Annotated in this window: 22 protein-coding genes; 11 read left to right on the forward strand and 11 right to left on the reverse strand. The window is 63.9% G+C overall.

Annotated elements, in window-relative coordinates; all coding sequences use genetic code 11:
* Window positions 1-13 precede the first annotated feature (13 nt).
* The 3 genes from DZG07_RS01290 to DZG07_RS01300 all read left to right on the forward strand — a co-directional run bounded on the left by DZG07_RS01290 (window position 14) and on the right by DZG07_RS01300 (window position 3837).
* A complete protein-coding gene (locus DZG07_RS01290) occupies window positions 14-1336 on the forward strand; it encodes a nitrate/sulfonate/bicarbonate ABC transporter ATP-binding protein (RefSeq protein WP_091911349.1) in 1323 nt (440 codons plus the stop codon).
* Window positions 1337-1488: 152 nt separating this feature from the next.
* Complete coding sequence (locus DZG07_RS01295) at window positions 1489-3210, forward strand: SulP family inorganic anion transporter (RefSeq protein WP_119813697.1); 1722 nt, start codon at window positions 1489-1491, stop codon at window positions 3208-3210.
* A 12-nt stretch (window positions 3211-3222) separates the two neighbouring features.
* A complete protein-coding gene (locus DZG07_RS01300; RefSeq protein WP_119813699.1) occupies window positions 3223-3837 on the forward strand; it encodes a ParB-like protein in 615 nt (204 codons plus the stop codon).
* On the opposite strand, the gene DZG07_RS01305 is transcribed toward DZG07_RS01300, so the two are convergent.
* On the reverse strand, window positions 3834-4736 hold the full coding sequence (locus DZG07_RS01305; RefSeq protein ID WP_091911353.1) for a LysR family transcriptional regulator: 903 nt from the start codon (window positions 4734-4736) through the stop codon (window positions 3834-3836). The genes DZG07_RS01300 and DZG07_RS01305 overlap by 4 nt on opposite strands.
* 106 nt (window positions 4737-4842) lie before the next feature.
* Here DZG07_RS01305 and DZG07_RS01310 point away from each other — a divergent pair, with 106 nt between their 5' ends.
* Complete coding sequence (locus DZG07_RS01310) at window positions 4843-6030, forward strand: MFS transporter (RefSeq protein ID WP_119813701.1); 1188 nt, start codon at window positions 4843-4845, stop codon at window positions 6028-6030.
* A 24-nt stretch (window positions 6031-6054) separates the two neighbouring features.
* Here DZG07_RS01310 and DZG07_RS01315 read toward each other — a convergent pair whose 3' ends face one another.
* The 4 genes from DZG07_RS01315 to DZG07_RS01330 all read right to left on the reverse strand — a co-directional run bounded on the left by DZG07_RS01315 (window position 6055) and on the right by DZG07_RS01330 (window position 11887).
* Window positions 6055-6525, reverse strand: a complete 471-nt coding sequence (locus DZG07_RS01315) for a CAP domain-containing protein (RefSeq protein WP_119813703.1) — start codon at window positions 6523-6525, stop codon at window positions 6055-6057.
* Window positions 6526-6645: 120 nt separating this feature from the next.
* A complete protein-coding gene (locus tag DZG07_RS01320; RefSeq protein ID WP_091911359.1) occupies window positions 6646-9708 on the reverse strand; it encodes an efflux RND transporter permease subunit in 3063 nt (1020 codons plus the stop codon).
* Window positions 9705-10787, reverse strand: a complete 1083-nt coding sequence (locus DZG07_RS01325; protein WP_119813705.1) for an efflux RND transporter periplasmic adaptor subunit — start codon at window positions 10785-10787, stop codon at window positions 9705-9707. The genes DZG07_RS01320 and DZG07_RS01325 overlap by 4 nt, the downstream gene beginning before the upstream one ends.
* Complete coding sequence (locus DZG07_RS01330) at window positions 10784-11887, reverse strand: efflux RND transporter periplasmic adaptor subunit (RefSeq protein WP_119813707.1); 1104 nt, start codon at window positions 11885-11887, stop codon at window positions 10784-10786. Before DZG07_RS01330 ends, DZG07_RS01325 begins: the two co-directional genes overlap by 4 nt.
* A gap of 280 nt (window positions 11888-12167) precedes the next feature.
* Between DZG07_RS01330 and panB the strand changes: the two genes are divergently transcribed.
* From panB to DZG07_RS01360, 6 genes are all read left to right on the forward strand, one after another.
* Window positions 12168-13013 (forward strand): 3-methyl-2-oxobutanoate hydroxymethyltransferase, encoded by an 846-nt coding sequence (panB, locus tag DZG07_RS01335; RefSeq protein WP_119813709.1) that lies wholly within the window; start codon window positions 12168-12170, stop codon window positions 13011-13013.
* Window positions 13010-13861, forward strand: a complete 852-nt coding sequence (panC, locus tag DZG07_RS01340) for a pantoate--beta-alanine ligase (RefSeq protein ID WP_119813711.1) — start codon at window positions 13010-13012, stop codon at window positions 13859-13861. Before panB ends, panC begins: the two co-directional genes overlap by 4 nt.
* Window positions 13862-14015: 154 nt before the next feature.
* Window positions 14016-14240, forward strand: coding sequence for a hypothetical protein (locus tag DZG07_RS01345; RefSeq protein ID WP_119813713.1), 225 nt, complete (start codon window positions 14016-14018; stop codon window positions 14238-14240).
* 109 nt (window positions 14241-14349) lie between these two features.
* Window positions 14350-14583 carry a hypothetical protein gene (locus DZG07_RS01350; protein WP_119813715.1) on the forward strand — a complete coding sequence of 78 codons (234 nt, stop codon included), beginning with the start codon at window positions 14350-14352 and terminating at the stop codon, window positions 14581-14583.
* A 35-nt stretch (window positions 14584-14618) separates the two neighbouring features.
* Window positions 14619-15512, forward strand: a complete 894-nt coding sequence (locus DZG07_RS24155) for a hypothetical protein (protein WP_245429563.1) — start codon at window positions 14619-14621, stop codon at window positions 15510-15512.
* Window positions 15493-15969 carry a hypothetical protein gene (locus DZG07_RS01360; protein WP_119920241.1) on the forward strand — a complete coding sequence of 159 codons (477 nt, stop codon included), beginning with the start codon at window positions 15493-15495 and terminating at the stop codon, window positions 15967-15969. The genes DZG07_RS24155 and DZG07_RS01360 overlap by 20 nt, the downstream gene beginning before the upstream one ends.
* A gap of 19 nt (window positions 15970-15988) precedes the next feature.
* Here DZG07_RS01360 and DZG07_RS01365 read toward each other — a convergent pair whose 3' ends face one another.
* From DZG07_RS01365 to DZG07_RS01385, 5 genes are all read right to left on the reverse strand, one after another.
* On the reverse strand, window positions 15989-16774 hold the full coding sequence (locus DZG07_RS01365) for an SDR family oxidoreductase (protein ID WP_244537781.1): 786 nt from the start codon (window positions 16772-16774) through the stop codon (window positions 15989-15991).
* A gap of 11 nt (window positions 16775-16785) precedes the next feature.
* A complete protein-coding gene (locus DZG07_RS01370; protein WP_091911374.1) occupies window positions 16786-17550 on the reverse strand; it encodes an SDR family oxidoreductase in 765 nt (254 codons plus the stop codon).
* Window positions 17551-17678: 128 nt separating this feature from the next.
* Complete coding sequence (locus DZG07_RS01375; protein ID WP_119813719.1) at window positions 17679-19187, reverse strand: sugar ABC transporter ATP-binding protein; 1509 nt, start codon at window positions 19185-19187, stop codon at window positions 17679-17681.
* 18 nt (window positions 19188-19205) lie between these two features.
* Window positions 19206-20144 carry a sugar ABC transporter substrate-binding protein gene (locus DZG07_RS01380; protein ID WP_091911378.1) on the reverse strand — a complete coding sequence of 313 codons (939 nt, stop codon included), beginning with the start codon at window positions 20142-20144 and terminating at the stop codon, window positions 19206-19208.
* 75 nt (window positions 20145-20219) lie between these two features.
* Window positions 20220-21236, reverse strand: a complete 1017-nt coding sequence (locus DZG07_RS01385; RefSeq protein WP_119813721.1) for an ABC transporter permease — start codon at window positions 21234-21236, stop codon at window positions 20220-20222.
* A gap of 280 nt (window positions 21237-21516) precedes the next feature.
* Here DZG07_RS01385 and DZG07_RS01390 point away from each other — a divergent pair, with 280 nt between their 5' ends.
* Window positions 21517-22479 carry a sugar-binding transcriptional regulator gene (locus DZG07_RS01390; protein WP_091911382.1) on the forward strand — a complete coding sequence of 321 codons (963 nt, stop codon included), beginning with the start codon at window positions 21517-21519 and terminating at the stop codon, window positions 22477-22479.
* On the opposite strand, the gene DZG07_RS01395 is transcribed toward DZG07_RS01390, so the two are convergent.
* Window positions 22476-23972, reverse strand: a complete 1497-nt coding sequence (locus DZG07_RS01395; protein ID WP_119813723.1) for an FGGY family carbohydrate kinase — start codon at window positions 23970-23972, stop codon at window positions 22476-22478. The two genes, DZG07_RS01390 and DZG07_RS01395, sit on opposite strands and share 4 nt — an antisense overlap.
* Window position 23973: the final 1 nt, after the last annotated feature.

Consider the following 23973-nt stretch of genomic DNA (forward strand, 5'->3'; position numbering starts at 1 on the left):
CGGGAGACCGATCATGAACAACCTTGCAATCACCACCAACGAAACCGCCCTTATCGACGTCAAGGGCGTGTGCCAGACCTATGACAATGGCGGCGCGGATCGCCTCGTCGTGCTCGACGATGTCGCACTGACCTTGCGGCCGTCGGAAATCGTCGGCCTGCTCGGCCGCTCCGGTTCGGGCAAGTCAACGCTGCTGCGCTCCATCGCCGGGCTGATCAAGCCGACCGGAGGCACCATCACCTTCGAGGGTGTGCCCGTCACCGGCACGCCCGACGGCGTGGCCATGGTGTTCCAGAGCTTTGCGCTGTTTCCCTGGCTCACTGTTTTGCAGAATGTCGAGCTTGGGCTGGAGGCGCGCGGCGTGGCACCGGCCGAGCGGCGCAAGCGCGCGCTGGAGGCAATCGACCTGATCGGCCTCGACGGCTTCGAAAGCGCCTATCCCAAGGAGCTTTCGGGTGGCATGCGCCAACGTGTCGGGCTTGCCCGCGCGCTGGTCGTGCATCCCAAGGTGCTGCTGATGGACGAGCCGTTTTCGGCGCTCGACGTGCTGACCGCCGAGACGCTGCGCACCGACCTGCTCGACCTGTGGTCGGAAGGCCGCATGCCGATCGAGTCGATCCTGATGGTGACGCACAACATTGAGGAGGCCGTGCTGATGTGCGACCGCGTGCTGATCTTCTCGTCCAATCCCGGCCGGGTGGCAGCGGAAATCCGCATCGACCTGCCACAGCCGCGCGACCGGCTCGACCCGGCGTTCCGCGCGCTGGTGGACGACATCTACGCCCGCATGACTGCGCGCAAGGGCGTAGCCGAGCCGGCGCGCGGCGGCATCTTTCCCGGCACCGGCATTGCGATGGTGCTGCCGCGCGTTTCGACCAACCTGCTCGCCGGCCTGATGGAGGCCATCGCCGCGGAGCCCTATCGCGGACAGGCCGACCTGCCGCCGCTGGCAGCCAGCCTGCAGCTTGAGATCGACGACCTGTTTCCGATCGCCGAGACGCTGCAGCTGCTGCATTTCGCCGAACTGGCCGAAGGCGACATCCGCCTGAAGCCGGCGGGCAAGCGCTTTGCCGACGGCGACGTCGACGAGCGCAAGCGGCTGTTTGCGATGCAGCTGGCGACGCATGTGCCGCTGGCAGCACATATTCGTCGGGTGCTGGACGAGCGGTCAGGTCATGTGGCCCCTGCGCGCCGTTTCCGCGACGAGCTGGAGGACCATATGTCGGAGGAGAACGCCGAGCAGACCGTGCGGGCGGTGACAAGCTGGGCGCGCTATGCCGAGCTGTTCGCCTATGACGAGGCATCCGACATGTTTACGCTGGAAAACCCGGCCTGATGAGCCGAGCGCGCGGCTGCATGGCCCCGCGCTCGCGCTTAGTCTAACACTTTGAATCCATGCACATCCTTCCCGTGTTTCGGGTTATGCGCTAGGCTCTTGCTCGCCGGCATGCGAGCCGTGCAAGGAAGCCACGATCCGGGAAGCGGCGCATGCAGGCGGACGGCGATATCCGAACCGGGTCGGGCTGGAAGTCCTGGCTTCCATTCCGCTCGATGCAAGGCTGGAGCCCGAAATATCTCGGCGGCGATGTCACTGCCGGCCTGACGCTGGCCGCGATCGCCATACCCGAACAGATGGCGACTGCGCGTCTCGGCGATTTTTCACCAGAGATCGGCTTTTTCGCCTTCATGGCAGGTTCGCTGGCCTTCGCGCTGTTCGGCGCAAGCCGCTTTCTCTCGTCGGGCTCGGATTCGACGATCACGCCGATCTTTGCCGGCGGACTGGCCCTGATCGCCACATCCGGCTCGCCGCAATATGCGGTCTACGCTGCCATGCTGGCGCTGATGGTGGGCGCGATCGTAACGGCCGGCGGGTTGCTCAAGATGGGCTGGATCGCCGATCTCCTGTCGGTGCCGGTGACCGCCGGCTTCCTTGCCGGCATCGCCATCCACATCGTCATCTCGCAATTGCCGGCGCTGCTCGGCCTGCCCGGCGGCAGCGGCAGCGTGTTCGACCGCGTCAGCGCAATCGCTGCCGACTGGGACAGCATCAACGCCTACAGCATTGCGCTCGGGATCGGCGTCTTCCTGATCGTGTTTTTCTCGGAGCGGATCAGCGCGCGCATGCCCGGCGCCCTGATCGCGCTGGCCCTGGCAACGCTGGCGGTGACGCTTTTCGGCCTGACCGGCCGCGGCGTCCATGTGCTGGGCGCGCTGCCGGAAGGGTTGCCAAAACTGTCGGTGCCCGAGGTGGGGCTTGAGGATCTGCGTACGCTGGTGCCGATGGCGCTACTGATCGCGATGATCGTGATGGTGCAGACCGCGGCGACGACGCGCTCTTTTGCCGGTCAGGACGGCAGCGGCCCCGACGTCAACCGCGATTTCGTCGGCGTCGGCGCCGGTAGCCTGCTTGCCGGGTTGATCGGTGCATTCCCGGTGAATGCCAGCCCGCCGCGCACGGCCATCGTCTCGGAGACCGGCGGCCGCTCGCAGATCAGCGGGCTGCTTGCTGTGGCGATCGTGCTGATGCTGGTGCTGTTCGGCGGCGGGCTTCTGGCGAATGTGCCGGACGCCGCACTTGCCGGCATCCTGCTCTTCGTCGCCCAGCGCATCCTGCGCTGGCAGACCTTTGCCGGTACCTTTCGGCAGGCGCCGATCGAATTCCTGCTGATTGCCATCACCGCCATTGCCATCGTCGCACTGCCGATCGAGATCGGCGTGGCCATCGGCATCGGCCTTTCGCTGCTGCACGGCATCTGGAGCACCACGCAGGCACGTGCGATCGAGTTCGAGAATGTTCCGGGCACGTCGATCTGGTGGCCCCCGAGTTCCGGCTCGAATGGCGAGCGGGTGCCGGGTGTGCTGGTCGCCGCCTTCCAGGCGCCGCTTTCCTTCGTTAATGCCGATCAGTTCGGCCGCGGTTTTCGCGCCATGATCGATGCCCGCGCCGGCAGCGTGAAGCATGTGATATTCGAGGCGAGCAGCGTCATCGATATCGATTACACCGCCGCGCAGGCGCTTTCGGGCCTGATCGCATATTGCCGCAATCGGGGCATTACCTTCTGCATCGCCCGCATGGAATCGGTGAGGGCGCAGGCAGCACTTGCCCGGTTCGGGATCGCCGGCGAGCTTGGCCCGAACATGATCTTCCACAGCGTCGACAACGCCATCGACGCGCTGACACGGCAAGGAACGGCAAAAACGGCTGGATAGAGAGGCAACATGATGGCCGACGACGTAAAACCCAATCTGAAGCCGGTTCCGATCGAGGTGCTGCGGCCGACACAGATGACCGTGGGCTTGCGCGAAGTGGCGTTCAAACGCCACGAACTGCGCGCGTTGCCGAACAGCAAGAAGGGCAAATTCCTCGGCCATCATTTTATCCCTGCCGTTCTCGGGCCTAAGGGATTTTACCATATCGTCGATCACCACCATCTTGCCCGCGCCTTGCAGGAAGAGGGCATCAGGGAAGTCTTCGTGACGGTGATTTCCGATCTCTCAGCGCTCGACAAGGAGGCGTTCCTGATCGTGCTCGACAATCGTTCCTGGATGCATCCCTTCGACAAGTCTGGTGTGCGCAGGACTTATGCCGACATCCCGAAGACGGTCAGTGGCTTGACGGACGACCCGTTCCGCAGCCTCGCCGGCGACGTGCTGCGGAACGGCGGCTATGCCAAGAGCATCGTTCCGTTCAGCGAGTTTCTCTGGGCCGATTTCTTCCGCCGTCGCTTCGACGCCGCGCGTCTAGACGACGATTTCGACAAGATCGCCAAGCAGGCGCTTAAGCTCGCAAAGACCAGGGAAGCGAACTATCTGCCGGGCTGGTGCGGCCCCAACTAAATCTTGAGGCGCCGCACGAGAAAGTCGAGAAACGCGCGGACGCGGGCCGGCAGATGACCGCCCTGCCCGAGGAACACGGCATGCACCGGCTCGATGTCGCCGGGGTTGCAGTCTTCCAGCACCGGCACCAGCCGGCCCGCCGCCACCTCGGCGCGCGCATGATAATCGGAAAGGCGCGCAAGTCCGAGCCCTTCAAGCGTCAGCTGCATCAGCGCATCGCCGTCGCTGATCTGCATGTTGCCGGAAACCGGAACGCGGATTTCCGTGCCATCCTCCATGAGGGGCCAGCCGTCGAGATAGCGCGCGAAAGAGAAACCGAGGAGATTGTGCCCGGCGAGATCGGCCGGTGTGCGTGGCGTGCCGCGGCGGGCGAGATAGTCCGGGCTCGCTACGATCACCATGCGCGATCCTCCCAGTTTGCGCGCGATCAGCTGCGAGTTCTTGAGCTCCCCGCTGCGGATGGCGACGTCGGTGCGTTCCTCCATGAGGTCGACGACCGTGTCGGTGAGTGCGATATCGAGCGTGACGGCCGGGTTCTCGGCGAGAAAGTCCGGGAGCAGCGGCAGCAAATAGTGCCGGCCCAGCGCGAAATTGGTGTTGACGCGAAGGCGGCCAGCTGGAATCTCGTTTGCCGAGGCGCATCGCTCGGCCTCGTCTAGATCGGCGAGCAGGCGCACGCTGCGCTCGTAGAAAACGCCGCCTTCCGGTGTGAGCTGGAGACGCCGCGTCGAGCGGTTGACCAGCCGCGTGCCGAGCCGCGCCTCAAGCCGCGCCACCAGCTTGCTGACCGCCGACGGCGTCATGCGGAAGGCGCGGGCGGCGGCCGAAAATCCGCCGAGTTCGACGACCCTGACGAAGACTTCCATCTCGCCCGAGCGGTTGACATCCAGTCGTGCCATGGTGACTTCAATTCATAAATGATTTTCCCAAAAGCATTCTACCTCACAGGTGGATCGAGGTCCATATAGGGTCGATCTTTCACCCGCGCTGACAAGGAATTCGACCATGCCCAGGGCGCTTTACGCATTGACCGTTGGGGCCTTCGGCATCGGCTCCACGGAATTCGTCATCATGGGACTGCTGCTGCAAGTGGCGGCGGACCTCAACGTAACCATTGCCGCCGCCGGGTTGCTAATCAGCGGCTACGCGCTCGGCGTTTTCGTCGGCGCACCCATCCTCACCATCCTCACCCTCAGGCTGCCGCGCAAGGCGGTGCTGCTGACGCTGATGGTGATTTTCATCGTCGGTAACGCGGCGAGTGCGCTGGCGCCGGACTACACCTGGCTGATGGTGGCGCGGGTCATCACGGCACTCACCCATGGCACCTTCTTCGGCGTCGGCGCGGTCGTCGCGACCGGCCTGGTGCCGCAGGATCGCAAGGCCTCCGCCATTTCGATCATGTTCACCGGCCTGACGCTTGCGACCCTGCTCGGCGTGCCCTTCGGCGCGTGGCTCGGCCTGCATTTCGGCTGGCGCTCGACCTTCTGGGCGGTCGCTGCCATCGGCGTCATCGGCTTTGCTGCTATCGCCCTGCTGGTGCCCGGCGACAAGGCGACCGACGAGCCGGTGCGGCTGCGCGAGGAATTTGCGGCGGTCGCACGACCGCAGGTGCTGCTCGGCCTGCTCATCACCGTGATTGGCTATGCAGGCGTGTTTGCCGTCTTCACCTATATCCAGCCGCTGCTGACGCAGGTGACCGGTTTCCCGGAAACGGCGGTCTCGCCGATCCTGCTGGTGTTCGGCGGCGGCATGATCGCCGGCAATCTCATCGGCGGACGCCTTGCCGACCGCAAGCTGATGGCGACCTTGCTCGGAACCCTGACCGCGCTGGCGGTGGTGATGGGCCTGATGACCTTCGCGCTCCACAACCAGATCGCGGCGGTGCTGTTCGTCGGCCTGCTCGGTGCTGCGGCCTTCGCCACGGTTGCGCCCTTGCAGCTTCGCGTTCTCCAGAAGGCGGAAGGCGGCGGGCAGACGCTCGCTTCGAGCCTCAACATCGCCGCCTTCAATCTCGGCAATGCAATGGGTGCCTGGCTGGGAGGCGTGGTGATCGAGCATGGCCCCGGCCTCGGCGCGGTGACCTGGGTGGCGGCGCTGGTAACGGTCGCGGGTCTTCTGCTCGCCCTGCTCAGCCGGGCACTTGAGCGCAAGCAGGACCGGGTGAGCGCTGCGCTGGCAAACGCCGCCTGCTGAATGTGAGAACAGTGCTCGGCGATTTTACCTGCCGAGCACAAGCGCCCAGTATTTCCGGTCGCTGCCGGCCTCGTCACGAACATAGGCGAGGCCGTAGCGGCTGAAACGTGCATCGAGCATGTTGCGGCGGTGGCCTTGCGAATTCATCCACATGGAAAAGAGCTTGGCCATGTCCATGCCGCCATGGGCGACATTTTCCGCCGCCGCCCCCTCGACGCCATTGTCCTTCATGCGCGCCGAAAAGTCCTTGCCCCAGCCGGTCGTGTGCGTCATGCGACCAGAACGCGCCATATAGCCGGCCTGCTGAAGGGCTGCTTTCTCCAGGCGGGAGTCCGCCACCAGCGTGCCCAGCCCGTTTGCCGAGCGTATCTCGGCGAGATAGCTATAGGCTGAACTGGAGGCGCCGGCCCCCTCACCCGGAGCGCGCGCCGTCTGGCAGGCGGCAAGAAACAGCAGCGCCCACAGGGCTGCGCCCCCGAAAATCTTCGTCTTCATGTTCAATCTGGTCTTCCGTCACGCTTCCGGCAGTCGATATGCCGGCGTGCGTCGCGATCCGGCGGAACGGATGTTGCGCGCAATCACGTCAAGAATATGCCGCCGCCCAAGCCGCGGCCGCTATTCTTCCGCGACCGCAGGCTCTGCTTCCGGTTCGCGAACGCGGAACCAGGCGACATAGAGCGCGGGCAGGAAGATCAGTGTGATCAGCGTGCCGACGATGATACCGCCCATCATCGCATAGGCCATCGGACCCCAGAAAATCTCGCGCGAAATCGGGATGAGCGCGAGGCTGGCGGCGGCAGCCGTCAGCAGGATCGGGCGGGCGCGATGGTCGCTTGCCTCATAGACGGCTTCCCATAGCGGTTTGCCCTCCGCCTTCAACGCATCGATCTGCGTGACCAGAATGACCGAGTTGCGGATCAATATGCCGATCAGCGCCAGCACACCCAATATGGCGACGAACCCAAGCGGCGCGCCGGACGGCACCAGCGCCGCAACCACGCCTATCAGACCGAGTGGTGCTACGCTGACCACCAGCACCATGCTGTTGAAACTCTGGAGCTGAAGCATCAGAAGCGTGAGCATCGTCAGCAGCATCAGCGGCACGACCGCAACGATGGGCGCCTGGCTCTTGCCGCTGTCCTCGACGGTGCCGCCGACCTCGACCTTGTAATCGAGCGGCAGCTTGCCGGAGAATTCGGCAACAGCCGGCGCGAGGCTCGTCACGATCGTCGCCGGCTGGGCAGGCCCGACGATGCTGGCCTTCAAGGTAATAGTCGGCTGACGCGAACGCCGCCACACCACCGGCTGCTCAAGCCCGTATTCGAATGTGGCGATGGCGCCGAGCGGGACAGAGCTTCCACTGCCGCTTGGCAGTTGCAAGCCCTGCAACGCCTCTACCGAGTTCCGGTCGACCGCCTGCGCGCGACCCACCACATTCACCAGATAGATGCTGTCTCTTATCTGGGTGACGGTGACACCGGCCACGATGCTGTTGAGGCTCGACGCGATCTGCTCGGAACTGACGCCAAGCTGCCGTGCCTTGTCCTGCAATATATCGACCTTGATCACCCGTGACGGTTCGTTCCAGTCATAGACGACCGCGCCCACCCGCGTGTCCTTGCCCAGCACGTCGGCCAGTTGCAGCGAAAACGCGCGCACTTTTTCGACGTCGGGCCCACTGAGGCGATACTGGATCGGTCGGCCCACCGGCGGCCCGAGTTCAAGGCCCTTCACCAGCACGTCGATGCCCTGGAACTCTTTCTGCGCCTTCTCCACGAGCTTGGCACGGAGGCGCTCGCGCGCCTCGACGCTCTTGGTCAGGATCACCACCTGGCCGAAATAGGGGTTGGGCGGCTGGACGTCATAAGAGAGGATGAAGCGGGCGGCACCGGCGCCGACATAGGATGTCCAGCGCACGATGTCGTCGTCGCCGACGAGGCTCGCCTCCAGCCGGTCCATCTGCACCTGCGTTTCGCGGATCGTGCTGTTCTGGCGCAAGGTCATGTCGACGATGAGCTCGGGGCGGTCCGAGGGCGGGAAGAACTGCTGCTGCACGAAGCGGAAGCCGAGAAGTGCTCCGACAAACAGCACCAGCGTGGCGGCAATCGTTATCCAGCGGTAGCGCATGGCCGCATGCAGCACCTGGCGGAATTTCTTGCGCACCCAGCCGACATGGTCCTCATGCTTCTTCATGTTCTTGGGCAGGAAGGTCGCGCCGAGCAATGGCGCGAACAGCACCGCAACGACCCAGGAAAGGAGTAGCGAGATGGCGATCACCTCGAACAGCGAGAAGGTGTATTCGCCGGCACTGCTGCTGTTCAGGCCGATCGGGATGAAGCCCGCGACCGTCACCAGCGTGCCGGTCAGCATCGGGAAGGCGATTGACGTCCAGGCATAGCCGGCCGCCTTCTCGCGGGTGTCGCCGGCCTCCAGGCGCGTCACCATGGTTTCGATGGCGATCATCGCATCGTCGACCAACAGCCCGAGCGAGATGATGAGCGCGCCGAGCGAAATGCGCTGAAGATTGATGCCGAGATATTCCATGAAGACGAAGGTCATCGCCAGAACCAGCGGGATCGACAACGAGACGACGATGCCCGCGCGGAAACCGAGACTGATGAAGCTGACGGCAAGCACGATGGCAATCGCTTCGAACAGCGCCCGCGTGAAGCCGCCGACCGCTTCCTCGACCACCGCCGGCTGATCGGCCACCAGATGCACGTTGACGCCGATGGGCAATTCCTGCTCGACGCGCGCCATGGTCTCCTTCAGCTTCTCGCCAAAATGGAGAATGTTGGAGCCGTCCTTCATGCCGATCGCCAGGCCGATGGCCGGCTTGCCGCCATAGCGGAACAGCGACTGCGGCGGGTCTTCATAACCGCGGCTGATGGTGGCGACATCGCTCAGGCGGAAGAAGCGGTCGTTGACGCGCAAATTGACGTTGCGCAGGCTTTCCTGGGAGGTGAACTGCCCGCTGACGCGGACGGCGATCCGCTCGGGCCCCGCCTGGATGACGCCGGACGGCGTGATCGCATTCTGGCTCTGCAGCGTGTCGATGACCGCCTGCTGGTCCAGGCCGAGGGCAGCGATGCGCTGGGTCGAGAATTCGAGATAGACGACCTCGTCCTGCGCGCCGAGTATGTCGATCTTGCCCGCTTCGGGAATGGCAAGAACGCGGCGGCGGACCTCTTCCACATAATCGCGCAGTTGGCGCGGCGTCAGGCCGTCGGTGGTGAAGGCATAGATGTTGCCGAATACATCACCGAACTGGTCGTTGAAGGCAAAGCCGGCGAAGCCGTCCGGGAAATCGCCGCGAATGTCGGCCATCATGTTGCGGACGCGCGTCCAACTGTCGGTGATGCGCACGCCGCGCACCGATTCGGCCAGATTGACGAATACGGTGGTCTGGCCCGGCGTCGTGACGCTCTTGGTGTAGTCGAGCGTGTCGAGTTCCTCGAGCTTGCGTTCGATGCGTTCGGTGACCTGCGACAGCGTCTCGTCGAGCGAAGCACCCGGCCAGGAAGCGCTGACCGTCATCGTCTTGATGGCGAAGGCCGGATCTTCCTCACGCCCGAGATTGAGATAGGAAAGCACACCCGCCACCAGCGCGATGACCATCAGGTACCAGATCAGCGATCGGTGGCGCAGCGCCCAGTCGGACAGGTTGAAACCGTTCATTCTTCGATACCGCCATCGATGTTCACGCGCTGGCCGTCCTTGAGCTCATGCACGCCGGCCGTCACCACGCGGTCGCCGACGGCGAGACCGCTGTTGATCTCGATGCCATAGCCTGAGAGCGTCTTGCCTGTTTCGACAGGTTTTTCGGACACGGTTTTCGCCGTCTGGTCGACCACCCATACTGAAGATTTGCCGTCCTTTTCGAACACTGCCGAAACCGGCAGAACGATCTGGGTGAAGGGCGCCTCCTTTGGAAAAGCGGTGACGAGCGAGCCGAGACGGAAGGCTTCCGGCGGATTGTCGAGAAGAATCTTGACGTGCCGCGTGCGGGTGGCGGCATCGGCCTGCGGCCCGATCTCGCGGACGCGGCCACTGGCGCGGGTGCGCGGATCGACGGCAAGGACGACATCGAACTCGGCGTCCGGGCGCATTCCAGCCGCGATTTCGTTGGGAATATCCACGACCGCTTCACGCACGTCGGTTCGCGCAACGGTGATGACCGCCGTGCCTGCCGAGACGACCTGCCCGACATCGGAATCGACTGCCGTGACAACGCCATCAGTTTCGGCGCGAAGCTCCAGATAGCTCACCCGGTCCTTGGCCTTGTCGAGCTCGGCCTGTGCCTGCCTTACCTGCGCCTGCGCCGTTGCGGTGGCGAGCGTGGCCGAATCGAAATCGGCCTGCGAAATGCTTTTTTCGGCAAGCAGCGTTCGCAGCCGCCCTTCGCTTGCCTGCGCGTTGGCAAGCTGCGCGGCGGCCACCGTCGCCTGCGATTCGGCGGAACGCGCGGCAAGCATGATCTGCTCGCCGTCGATGGTGGCCAGAAGTTCGCCCTTGGTAACGAGGCTGCCAAGCTCGACATCGCGCGAGACGATACGGCCGGTGGTCTGGAAGCCAAGGGCGGCCTCATAGCGCGGTTGCACCAGACCGGTGAAGCCGGTCGACTTTATATCCGGCACAGCGGCTATCACCGAGCGCACCGTTCTTGGCACCGGCTCGGCGGATTTTTCTTCGCTGGGCTTGCATCCGGCGGACAGGGCGGCGAGCAGCAGGATCGAAACGACGCCGGCCCGTCTCATTGGGCACCCTCCAGCGACATGTTGACCTTCGCGCCGGCGCGCAGAAGCTGGGCGCCCTCCGTCACGACGAGATCGCCGTCCTTCAACCCGTCGCGGACGATGATCCGGCCGGTTTCGTAGCGGTCCACCGTGATCGGCGCGAGGCTGGCGGTGTTCGACGCAGCATCGACCGTCCACACAGCAGGCTTTCCGTTGTCGATCATCATAGCCGACCAGGGGATGATGAAAGCTTGAATGCCCGGCACCGGGGCGGTTCCCAGCACCACCTCGCCGAGCGTCACGCGTGCCGGCGTCTGGTCGAGCGCGACCTTGACCTGGACGGTGCCGGTGGTCGGATCGATGGAGGGCGCGACCTCCCTGACATGCCCTGTCGTCTTGACCTCGGGGTCGGAAAGCAATCCGATCTGGATAAGCGGGTCTTCGGGCATGTGGGCTACGACCTGCTCCTGAACCTGGAAGACGGCATCGCGCGGACCATCCACCGCGACGATGAACACGGTCTGCGTCGCCTGCACCACCTGCCCGACCTCGATGTTGCGGGTGCTGACGATACCGGCCTGCTGGGCTTTCAGCTCCGTGTCGGCAACGCTTTTGCGGGCGATCGAGAGCTGCGCCTTGGCGGTTTCCAGCGTGCCCTTCGCGACATCGACGGCTTCGGCCGCGTTGTCATAGGTGCTCTTGGTCGTGAAGCCGCCGGCAAGCAGCGATTTCTGCCGCTCGAAGGCGGCGGTGGATTGTGCAAGCTGTGCCTGCGCGGAGTCGACGCTGGCCTCGGCGGAAGCCACGTCGGAATTCTGCTGCTTGGGGTCCAGCCGGGCGAGAAGCGCGCCGGCCTCGACATGGACGCCGACATCGGCAAGGACTTCCGTGACCTGCCCGCCGACCTCGAAGGAAAGCCTGGCCTCGTTGCGGGCGGTGACCTGGCCGGTCAGCGAGAAGCGAGGCCGGTAGTCGACCGTCTCGGCCTTGGTCGCCTTCACATTGAGGATGGTTTCAGGCGTGCTCTGCTTCTGTTCGCTGCAGGCTTGCAGCAATATCAGGGCAACGGCCAAGGCGACCGTCGGAAAGAGGCGGCTGCTATCGTCCCCTCGAAGCGCCATGCAAGTGTCCCTCGCAAATGCTGTCGCCGTGCACGCTCTTCCACCCGAAGATGCAAAGCGATGGCTCAAGGTGCCATCATTGTCGGATCAGCGCAACGACGAAAACTGTGCCGGATCAAGGCACTACCATCGAAATTCCTAGCCGGCGAAAAGGTCCTGGCGGGCGGTTTCCTTTCCAGCAGTGTTCCGCCGCAGCGCAACAATTTCCTTCGCATTTGCACAAAACCATGTAAAACCGCGCGCGGGGCGGGAGAGAGTACCCCTAGGAAAGGAGACGCCGATGAGTGCAACGGCAGAGACAAAAGCGCTGACACCCCCGGATATCGCGGACAGGAAAGGACGGACACCCATCGTCTGCCTGACCGCCTATACGACGCCTGTGGCGCGCATCGTCGACCGTCATTGCGACGTGGTTCTCGTCGGCGACAGCGTCGGCATGGTCCTGCACGGCCTGCCTTCGACGCTGGGCGTGACGTTGGAGATGATGATCATGCACGGACAGGCCGTGCGGCGCGGCGTCGAGCGCGCGCTGCTGGTGGTGGACATGCCCTTCGGTTCCTACGAGGAAGGCCCGGCGCAGGCATTTCGCAACGCAGCGCGCCTGATGATGGAAACCGGCTGCGCGGCGGTGAAGCTGGAAGGCGGCGAGAGCATGGCCGAGACGATCCGCTTCCTCACCGGTCGCGGCATTCCGGTCATGGCCCATGTCGGACTGACGCCGCAGGCTGTCAACACATTCGGCGGCTACAAGGTTCAGGGCCGTGGCGAAGCCGGCGAGCGCATTCTTCGCGATGCGGTCGCCGTTGCCGAGGCGGGGGCGTTTTCGGTGGTGCTGGAAAAGGTCGTCGAACCGCTGGCCCGCTCGATCACGCAGAAGATCCCCATCCCCACCATCGGCATCGGCGCGTCCGCCGCCTGCGACGGGCAGATCCTCGTCGTCGACGACGTGCTCGGGCAGTTCGCGGATTTCCGGCCGAAATTCGTCAAGCGCTACGCCGAACTCGGCCGCGATGCCGAGACCGCTATCGCGGCCTATGCCGCCGATGTGCGCGAGCACCGCTTTCCGGCAGGCGAACATGTTTTCGGCGACAAGCCGACGGCGATCAAGGGCGGGGCCGCCGCATGAGCGTGCCGATCGTCAGAACGCTTGCCGAACTCCGCTCCACCGTCGCCGAATGGCGGCGCGAGGGTTTGAAAGTCGGCGTCGTGCCAACCATGGGAGCGCTGCATGAAGGGCATCTGAGCCTGGTGCGCACTGCCCTGGAGCAGGCAGACCGCGTTATCGTCACGCTGTTCGTCAATCCCAAGCAGTTCAACAATCCCGCCGACCTCGCCGCCTATCCGCGCACCGAGAAGGAAGACGCAGCCAAGCTTTCGCCGGTCGGCGCGCATATGCTCTATGTGCCGGATGCCTCAGAAATCTACCCGCAGGGCTTCTCGACGACCGTCTCGGTAAGCGGCGTCAGCGAGGGGCTGTGCGGGGCGCATCGGCCCGGACATTTCGATGGTGTCGCCACCGTCGTCGCCAAGCTCTTCCTCCAGACCGGGGCCGACATGGCTTTCTTCGGCGAAAAGGATTTCCAGCAATTGCATGTCGTTAAGCGCATGGCGCGCGATCTCGACATCGCGATCACGATCGTGCCTTGCCCGACCGTGCGCGAGGCCGATGGGCTGGCGCTCTCCTCGCGCAATGTGCGGCTATCGCCGCAAGATCGCGCAATCGCGCCGAAACTGGCCCAGGCATTGTTCGCAGCGGCGGAAAAGCTGCGTGACGGCAGGCTTGCGAAGCCAGTGCTGGATCACGCGATTACGTCCATTCAGGCGGCCGGTTTCAGCGAGGTCGAGTATCTCGAGCTTCGAGCCGAGGACGATCTGCAGCCGATGGACACGCTCGACCGTCCGGCGCGGCTGCTTGTCGCCGCTTTCCTCGGTGGCGTACGTCTGATCGACAATATCCCTGCTCAACCGAGCTAGACAAAGCAGAGGATCGCCCGGCGAACTCCCTACACCAAAGAGATGCGTCACCTAACCGCAGGCAAAGGAATATTCTTCCCGTGTGGCTTGAACATCATGGGGGTTTATCATGCATGGCATTCGATCAACCGTCTGCGCGGCAGCACTCTGTCTTATGGCAATATCTCCAGCATCTGCTCTGACGATCGACCTCGGCATCATTAAGATCGATCTCGGCGGTGGCGGCTATGGCGGCGGTGGCGGTGGCGGTGGCGGAACGAGCTACGGCGTACCTGGTCCGCTTGCCGGCGTCGGTCTGCCGGTTCTGGCCGTATTCGGCGGCTATGTCTGGCTGAAGAAGCGCAACCGTCGCGGCAAAGACGGCAAGAGCCAGGAGTAATCCGGCTCTCAAGCGCCCTGGTGAGGCCGAATTACATCGAACGGATGCCTCACCTACCCGCCGTCAAAGGCATAATCTTCTGTTCAAACCAATTTGACAGGAGGTAGCCATGTCTGGCTTCCGATCATTCCTTTTCGTGGCCATCCTCGGGCTGATGACAGCAGCGCCGGCACTTGCCGAGCAGCCGCCTGATCGCGGCCCCACACCCGGCCTGGGTTGGGGACCGGGAGGCTCGAAAGGCTATGCCGTGCCGGGGCCGTTGGCGGGCGTAGGATTGCCGATCGTCGTGGCTGTCGGCGGCCTTGTCTGGCTGAGAAAGCGTAATCGCAAGAACAAAGAATAGCTTGATCCGAGCCGAAGATGCGAGGTGGTGGGCAGGTGGCAAGATCCGGTTCCGGCGTGGCAGGGGGCGAAGACCATCACGCGCCATTGCTTCGGCCGGCCGCTCTTCCGTGGCTCGGAACCATTGCCCTGACACGGCAGTCTTTCTTTGCCGGCTTGGTGGCTGTCGGCTTCGCAAACGGCATCAGTGAAAAAGTCTACAGGTCCGTGACCGACAGTGGGTTTGCCGCCGCCCTATTCAACACCTTCGAGATCAGCATCATTCTCTGGGGCGCCTGTTTCGCCGCCATGGCGATGCTTCTGCGGCCATCCGCCGAGCAGGTTTTCCGGCGCGGCGATGTGCTGGTGAGTTTCCTCGCCGGTCTCGCGTTTCTTGCACCAGTGCCTGCCCTGAGCTGGCTCGGCATCGGCCTGATCGCCATCCATCTTCGGCGCACGGCCAGCGACGAGACAACCAGGCGCGCGGCGGCAATCGTCTTTGCGCTGACCATTCCCCTGTTCTGGACGCGCCTTGCCTTTGCGGCATTCAGCGGCACGATCCTGCATATCGACGCCAGGCTTGTCGGCTGGATGATCGGAACGGTGCCGGTCGCCAATGTCGTGCCGCTTGCCGACGGTTCCGGGTCGCTGTTCATCGCACCGGCCTGCTCTTCGCTGGCGAACCTTTCGCTCGTCTTCGTCAGTGCGGCGGTCTTCGTCAACCTGCGCAGCGGGCGCTGGACCTTGCCCGCGATCGGCTGGACCGCTGCGAGTGCTGCCGCCGTCGTCGCGATCAACATCACGCGCATCAGCCTGATCGGGCTTTACCCCTGGGAGTACGAGCTTCTGCACGGGCCGATCGGCGCAAGCGTAGCCGGCTGGCTCACCTTCGGTGTGATTGCCTTCATCGGCTACAACAGGATCGGTTTCGATGCGCCCGTCACTCGCTAGCCTCGCCCTGGGATTGCTGCTCTGCGCCACCCTTGCGGGCAAGGTCGCCAGCCTCGCCCGGACGCCGGATATCGCTTCTGATGAAGGTGCCGCCGCCGTTGCTCTGATGAACCAGCGCGGCCTTGCCGTTCAACCCTTCAATCCTGTCGGCGCCCCTGCCTGGATCGTGGGGACCCTCGACGATTGCCGCGTGCGCATCGCCGAGGTCGCGCCGGAGGGCTGGTCGCGCGCCATCGTCGCCCAGCAGGCAACCAACGAGCGGCTGCTTTATGCCTTCGACGGCCGCTTCTACGACCAGCAGCCGGTGACGAGCACGTGGATCGAAAACTATCGCCGCCGGCTCGCCCGCTATATAGGCTTTGACGAGCCAGCCCTGCGCTTGTTCGCCGTGACCGTCGCGCCGGCCTGCCCCGCGGACATCGTGCGCCCGGAAGATGCCATAGCGCTGACGCAGTGAGCGCCAGCGCTGCTTGGGCTCACGACATAATGAGGCCGCCATCCACATTGATGGTCTGGCCGGTGATGTAGGCAGCGTCGTTGCTAGCGAGAAACGCAACCAGCCCGGAAACGTCAGCGCCGCTGCCGGCGCGGCCCATGGGAATGCCTTTCACCCACTCGGCCATCAGTTCGCCCGGCTTGTAATCTCCAAGCAGCTTGCCCCAGGCGTTGTCGTTGTAGGCCCACATGTCCGTGTCGATGATGCCGGGGCAGATCGCGTTGACGGTGATGTTTTCCTTGGCGACTTCCTTGGCAAGGCTCTGGGTGATGCCGACGACGCCAAACTTCGACGCGGCGTAATGCGGCGTATAGATGAAACCCTGGCGCGCCTGACCGGAGGCCGTGTTGATCAGCCGCCCGCCTTCGCCATGCTTGCGAAAGCGGGCGATGGCCTCCTGGCAGCACAGGAACACGCCCTTCGTGTTGACCGCCAGAACCTTGTCCCACTCGGCCTCAGTCATGTCCTCGATTTTCGCAATGGTGATGACACCGGCATTCTGGATCGAGATATCGACGCGGCCGAATTCGCGCTCGGCAAGATCGTAGAGCGCTGCAACGGCCTTGCTGTCGGTCACGTCCATGATTTGGGAGACCACCTTGGCGCCGTCCTTGCGCAATGCGTCGGCGACCTGCTCGACACGTGCGTCGATGGCACTGACGACGATGGCCGCACCTTCATCGGCGAAACGCTTCGCCATGGCAGCACCAATGCCGCCGCTCGCGCCTGTTACGACGACGGTCTTTCCTTCAAAGCGCTTCTGCACTTGCTTCTCCCTTACCAGCATACGAAGCCGCCATCGACGATGAGGTCGATGCCGGTGACAAACGAGGACGCGCGGCTCGCCAGGAACACCGCCGGGCCGACCATTTCGTCGACGCTGGCCATGCGCCCCATCGGCGTATCGCGCTCGAAAATCTTGACCTGATCGGCCACTTCCGGCCGGCGGTTCATCGGCGTCAGCGTGTAGCCGGGGCTGATGACATTGACCCGGAGGCCGCGATCGGCCCACTCCATCGCCAGGCTCTTCGACATGTGGATGACGGCTGCCTTGGACGAATTGTAATGCGCCTGGGTGAGGCCGCGATTGACGATGGAGCCGGACATCGAGGCGATGTTGATGATCGATCCCTTGCGGCGCGGCAGCATCACGCGAGCCTGCGCCTGGCAGGACAGGAACACGCCGTTGACATTGACCTCATAGAGCTTCTGCCACTGCTCCAGCGGCAGCGTCTCGGCAGGCGCGGCATTGGCGATGCCGGCATTGTTGACGGCGATCGTCAGGGCACCGAGTTCCTTTTCGACGCGTTCGACCGCCGAAACCAGATCGGCTTCCGAGGTCACCGTCCCGTTGAGCACCAGCGCCTTGCGGCCGAGTGCTGCGATGCTGTTCGCCGTCTCGTCGAGACCGCCTTTGGAAGCATGGCCGAAACAGGCGACATCCGCGCCCGCCTCGGCAAGGCCGATGGCGATGCGCTGGCCGATGCCGCTGCCGGCACCGGTGACGAACGCGATTTCGCCGCTGAGATCGAAGAGTTCCACGGTTGTGTCTCCATCCCTCGAAAGACTGCCTGCCCGAATGAGCGGACGCCAGCACTTGGCGCTGGCGCCCGGCGCGGCCGGGTGCTTGGGAGGCTTACCCTGTTGCGCTATGTCCGCACCGCGCTGGTCTAGCTCGTCGCCAGTTCCATAACCGCGACATTGTTCGCTTCCGCCCTCGGCAGGATACCACGCTGGCGGCCCCGGCTCAGCACCATGACGCGATGCGACAGGCCGAGCACTTCCTCAAGATCCGAGCTAACCACAACGACCGCCATGCCGGAACGCGCGAGGTCGGCGATGACATCGTAGATCGCAGCGCGCGCGCCGACATCGATACCGCGCGTCGGCTCGTCTAGGATGAAGATCTTCGGCGGCCGCGCGATCCATTTGGCGATCACCACCTTTTGCTGGTTGCCGCCGGAGAGCTTGCGCACTGCCTGACCCGGCTGGCCCTTGACGCCGAGCTTGCGGATGCCGGTCTCGGCGAATTTCTGCACCGCTTTCGGAAACACCCAGCCGCCCGGTGCGACATGGTCGAAATTGCCGAGCGCCAGGTTCTCGCCGATAGTCTGGTCAAGCACGACGCCCTGCCCCTTGCGGTCTTCCGGCACCAGCACGACGCCCGCCTTGATGGCGGCGGCCGGACCATCGAGATGCACCGGCTTGCCGGCAACGGTGACCTTACCGCTGGAGATCGGGTCAGCACCTGCGATGGCGCGGACGAGTTCGGTGCGGCCGGCGCCGATCAGGCCGGCAATGCCGAGGATTTCACCGGCGCGCACGGAGAAGCTGACATCGTTGAAAGTGCGGTCGGGCGAGGAAAGGTTATCGACCTCGAGCAGCACTTCGGGGCGCGGCTCGTCGAGTGTCGGGAACATGCGGTCGACACTGCGGCCGACCATCTGCTCGACGACCGTGCGGATGGGAATATCACCCTGGTCATGGCGCGCGACCACCCGCCCGTCGCGCATCACCACGATGCGGTCGGCGATCTGCACGATCTCCTCGAGGCGGTGGCTGATATAGATGAAGCCCATGCCCTCGGCCTTGAGCTTGCGGATCTGCTCGAACAGAAGTGCCGTCTCGTCACCGCCAAGGGCAGCGGTCGGCTCATCGAAGATCAGCAGCTTGGCATCAAGCGTCAGCGCCTTGGCGATCTCGACCTGCTGCTGGGCGGCGACGCGGAGGTCGCGAACCTTGGTATCGGGGGAAACGTTGAGGCCGAGCCGCCTGAGTTGGGCAGAGGCGCGTTCGTTCATCCTGGTGCGGTCGATGGCGCCGCCGCGCGTCAGCATGCGACCGACGAAGACGTTCTCGGCAACCGAAAGATCGGGAAGAAGCTTCAGTTCCTGATGGATCATGCCGATGCCGGCATCGATCGCCTGTGCCGGACTGGCAGGGGAATAGGGCTTCCCCTGCCAGGTGATCGCGCCGCGGTCTGCGTGCAGCGATCCGGCGATGATGTTGGAAACGGTCGATTTGCCGGCGCCGTTCTCACCGAGCAGCGCCACCACCTCGCCTGGCCTGACGTCGAAGCTCGCTTCGGTCAGCACCTGGATCGGCCCGAAACTCTTGCACAGGCCGCGCACGGAAAGCCCCTGATGGGAGCCTTCCTGAGGCAAGGTTGTCATCGACATCGTTTCGCCCGACACAGCTTACGGATGCTTCTCGATGAACTGCGCGACATTGTCCTTGGTGGTCAAAGTCGCGTCCTGAAGCTGCTCCGGCTCGACCTTCTCGCCGGCGACAAGCTTGATAGCCGAGTCGACCGCCAGACGGCCCATGCCTTGTGTCTGCTGCGTGGCGGTGACGTCGAAGACGCCGTCCTTCAGCGCCTTGAGTGCTGCCACGTCGCCGTCGAAGCCGGCGATCCAGACCTTGTGGCCGAGATTGGCGACCTTGACCGCCTGTGCCGCGCCCAGCGCGAGCGCATCGGCCTGGCCGACGACGATCGAGACGTTCGGATGAGACTGCAGCAGGTCCTGCGTCAGCTTGAAGCCTTCGTCCTGGTGCCAGCCTTCGCTCCAGAGTTCGCCGACGACCTTGATGTCGGGATAGCCTGCGAGGGCTTCGCCGCAGCCCTTGGAGCGGTCGACTTCTGGCGTCGTGCCCTTCTGGCCATGGATGATGATCAGCTCGCCCTTGCCGCCGGCCTGCTTGGCGATGTAGTCGCAGACGCTCTTGGCAGAGGCGACGCTGTTGGTGGCGATGAAGGTGTCGCCCGGCGCGCCGTCGGCATTGCGGTCGACATTGATGACGGGAATGCCGGCAGCCTTGGCCGTCTTGGTCGGGACGGTCGCGGCAGTAGCACCGGCCGGGATGTAGATCAACGCGTCGATGTTCTGCGTGATCAGGTCCTGCACCTGGCTGACCTGTGTAGCGGAATCGCCCTTGGCGTCGACGGTGACGACCTCGAGGCCCTTTTCCTTGGCGTAGGCTTCGACCGACTGCTTGATCTGATTAAAGAAGTCGGCCTGCAGATTGGCGACGGCAAGGCCGAGCTTCTTGGCTTCGGCGGCCGAAGCCCCGTTGGCAAGACCGAGCAGCGGAACGATGGCCGCGGCAGCAAGCAGGAATGAACGTTTCGTCAGCATGTATTTCTCCTCCGTTGAACTGATGAACTTCGAGTGTCAGTAAAGTCCGTTCCGACCGGGCGAACCCGGCCGGAATTATTTGGCCCGGCGCCTCCAGGTGTCGGCCGCAACGGCCAGGGCGATGACGACGCCGATGACGATCTGCTGGATGAAGGGCGACACGCCGAGCAAATTGAGCCCATTGCGCAGCACGCCGATAATGAGGACGCCGATGGCCGTTCCGCCGATCGAGCCAACGCCGCCGCTGAGGCTGGCGCCGCCGATGACGACGGCGGCGATGGTGTCGAGCTCATAGCCGAAGCCGGAACTCGGTTGCACCGAGTCGAGACGCGCGGCAAGCACCACGCCGGCAAGGGCTGCCAGAACGCCGCAGACGGCATAGACCCAGTTGGTCAGCCGGTTGACCGGAATGCCGGACAGACGCGCCACTTCCGGGCTGCCGCCGATCGCATAGAGATTGCGGCCGGTGGTGCGGTAATTGAGGAAGATCGCGAAGATCACGCCGAGCACGATCATGACGCCAACCGTCACCGAGATGAAGCCGAAATGGCGAACGATCGACAGGTTGGTGAACCAGTCGGGGAAACCGACGATCTGCGAACCGTCGGTGATGATGTTGGCCAGGCCGCGCGCCACCGACATCATGGCCAGGGTGGCGATGAAAGGCGGCAGCTTGGCCACCGTCACCAGCAGGCCGGAAACCAGCCCGCAAAGCCCGCCGACGAGCAAGGCCGCGGCAACGCCGGCCAGGATCGGCAGGCCGAGATAATCGGGGTTCACGACGTAGCCGAGGACCATGGCGCCAAGCGCCAGGATGGAGCCGACCGACAGATCGATACCGCCGATCAGGATCACCAGCGTCATGCCGATCGCCATGATGCCGAGAACGGTGATCTGGTCGAGCACGTTCAGGATGTTGCGGACTGTCAGGAAGGTATCGGTGGAAACCGACAGCACCAGACACAGGAGGATGAGGCCGATAAGCGGACCCTTGGCGCCGGCGAAAAGCGTCGCGAACAGCGGCTTCAGACCACCTGCACGCGGCTCTCCTGCCGAGACGGAAAGATCGGCGCTGCCGGGTTTGGAACTCATCGGCACACCGTCCCTGCGCAATGCGCGGACGCCGGCCGCAATGACGTGCGTTCAAAAGCCAAGTTACACCTCCCTAGGATGAACATTTTAACTTTGCTTTGTAATTTTGTTCAAAGTAACTTCCGACTGAACGAATTGTCAAGAGGGAGCGTGGAAAGCAGCTAATGAAAGACATGGCTTACAGAACGCTCCCGATAATGGGGTTTCGTGACACGCGAAAACTGGCATTATGAACGGTATCGGGTTCGGACGTATCCGGCTGGGAAGGAACAGGCGCACGATGACCAATGCAGACAATGACAGCGCCGCGCGCTTTCCCGACGCTGAGCTCAAGGCGCGCGCGGCCTGGCATTACTATGTCGAGGGCCTGACCCAGGAGAAGATATCCGAACTGCTCGGAATCGGGCGCATCAAGGTGCACCGCATCCTGGCCGCCGCCCGCGAGGAAGGCGTGGTCCAGTTCCGCATCAGCGACACCGTGGTCGATTGCGTGGTGCTGGAACAGAAGCTGAAAGAGCGTTTCGGCCTGGGCCAGGCGATCGTGGTGCCGGCAGCCGCTGACAGCCGCAACAGCCCGATGATGATCGGCCATGCCGCAGCCGCCTATATCGGAGACAATGTGAATGCCGGCGACGTCATCGCGCTGGGCTGGGGGCGAACGCTGAAATTCGCCATCAACCAGCTGCCGCACCGCCAGATCAGCCGGACGACAGTCGTTTCCATGCTCGGCGGGCTGACGCATGCGCAGCCTTTGAACCCGACCGAAAGTGCGTGGGATTTCGCCGAGAAGATCGGCGCCGAATGCTATCTTCTGCCGGTTCCCGTCTATGCCGACAAGCCGGAACAGCGCGATGCCTTCATGAGCCAGCGCAGCGTTCAGGACGTGGTTTTCCGGGCGCGGCGGGCCAATATCGCACTGCTCAGCGTCGGCTCGTTCTCACTGGACAGCCCGATCGCCAATTATGGCTTCATCAAGCCGAGCGAGCTGGAGGAACTGAAAGCGCTCGGCGCCGTCGGTGATATTCTGTGCCATTTCGTCGACGCCAACGGCAAAACCATTGACCATGACGTCAACCACCGTGTCTGCGCCTTCCCGATGGATGAACTCGCCGATATCCCGAACACCATCCTGGTTTCGGGCGGGCGCGAGAAGGTCGCGGTGATGAACGCGATGCTGGCGCGCACCAAGGTTTCGGTGCTCATCACCGATGAGGAAGCGGCTAAGGGATTGTTAGGCCTTTAGCCGCTCTTCAGAGCATCCAGCCTGGCATGGATGTCTCGCGTCGCGTGATAGAGATCGCGGTAGATCTCCTTGCGGACTGCATAATTCGCCGACAGCTCCGCGACCGGATCGACGCGGTTGTCCGGCTGGGCGGTCATCGCCTTGCTCGCTTCCTCAACCGAGGGAAACCAGCCCGCCGCATAGGCTGCAAGCATGCCGGCACCGAGAGCGGCAGCCTCATTGACCGGCGAAACCGACAGCGGGCGCTCAAGCACGCTCGCCATGATCTGCATCAGCAGGCGCGAATTGGTGCCGCCGCCGGCAGCAATCATCGATGGCGACTTGTGGCCGATGCTGGTTTCCATGGCCTCGGTGGCGATCGCCTGCTCGAAGCAGATGCCTTCCAGAACCGCGCGGAACAGATGCGCCGGCTTGTGATCGAGCGAGAGGCCGACGATGGAACCGCGCGCGGCGCCATCCCAATAGGGGCTCATGACGCCCGCCCAATAGGGCATGACGAGCAGGCCGTCGCTGCCCGCAGCCACATCCTTCGCCAGCACTTCCAGCGCCGGGGCCGACTGCGCACCCGTCGTCCTGACAATCCAGTCGACCAGTTGCATGCCGGAGCGCAGAACGGTTTCGAGCATGAAGCCAGAGCCGGTCGGCGACGCCAGCGTGCGGAAGCCTTCCGACGTCCTGTACTCTCCTGAATAAGCGCCGCTGACGACACCGGAACCCAGCGAAAGGTAGGTCTTTCCTGCCTCCACCACGCCCATGCCGAGGCCCATGGCCTGACCGTCGCCGGCGCCGGCAACGACCGGCAGGCCAGCCTTCAGGCCAGTGAGTTTGGCGACCTCGTCTGTCAGCCCACCGCATATCGTGCCGGGGGCAATGATTTCGGGAAGCTGCTCGAGCTTCAGGCCGGCCGCCTCGACAAGGGTCCGGTGCCAGGTCGATGTTTCGAGGGAGAGTAGGCCTAGGGGATCGGCGCTCGGCGTGCTGGTGGCCAGCCTGCCGGTCAGGCGATGCATCAGGAAACCGTCGACATCGACGATGGCGCGTGCAGCGCGCACCGCTTCCGGCCTGTGTTCGGAAAGCCATGCGATGGCGTAAAGCGCCGGCGTCGGATCCGGCGGCTTGCCGCTCCATGCCGTGATGTTGTCGCGGCCAAGTTCCTTGGATAGCCGCGCCACCTGCGGACGGGCGCGCTCGTCCAGCCAGAGAATGGCCGGGTTGAGCGCCTTGCCCGCATCATCGATGAGCGTGAAGGTTTCGCGCTGATGGGCTATCGACAGGGCAGCAAAACGAGAAGGATCGATGCGGCCGGCAAGCTCTTTCAACGCCTGCAGGAGGGCTGCCCACCAGTCTTCCGGATCCTGCTCGAAATGGCCGGGTAGCGGATTGTAAAGCGGGTAGGCGACGCGCGCCTGCGCCAATTCGCGACCGTCGCGGGTGAAGGCGATCGCCTTCACCGCGGTGGTCGACGCATCGATACCGATTACGACATCGGACATG

It is taken from the genome of Mesorhizobium sp. DCY119 (genome assembly GCF_003590645.1).
In the GTDB taxonomy this organism is placed as follows: Bacteria; Pseudomonadota; Alphaproteobacteria; order Rhizobiales; family Rhizobiaceae; genus Mesorhizobium_M.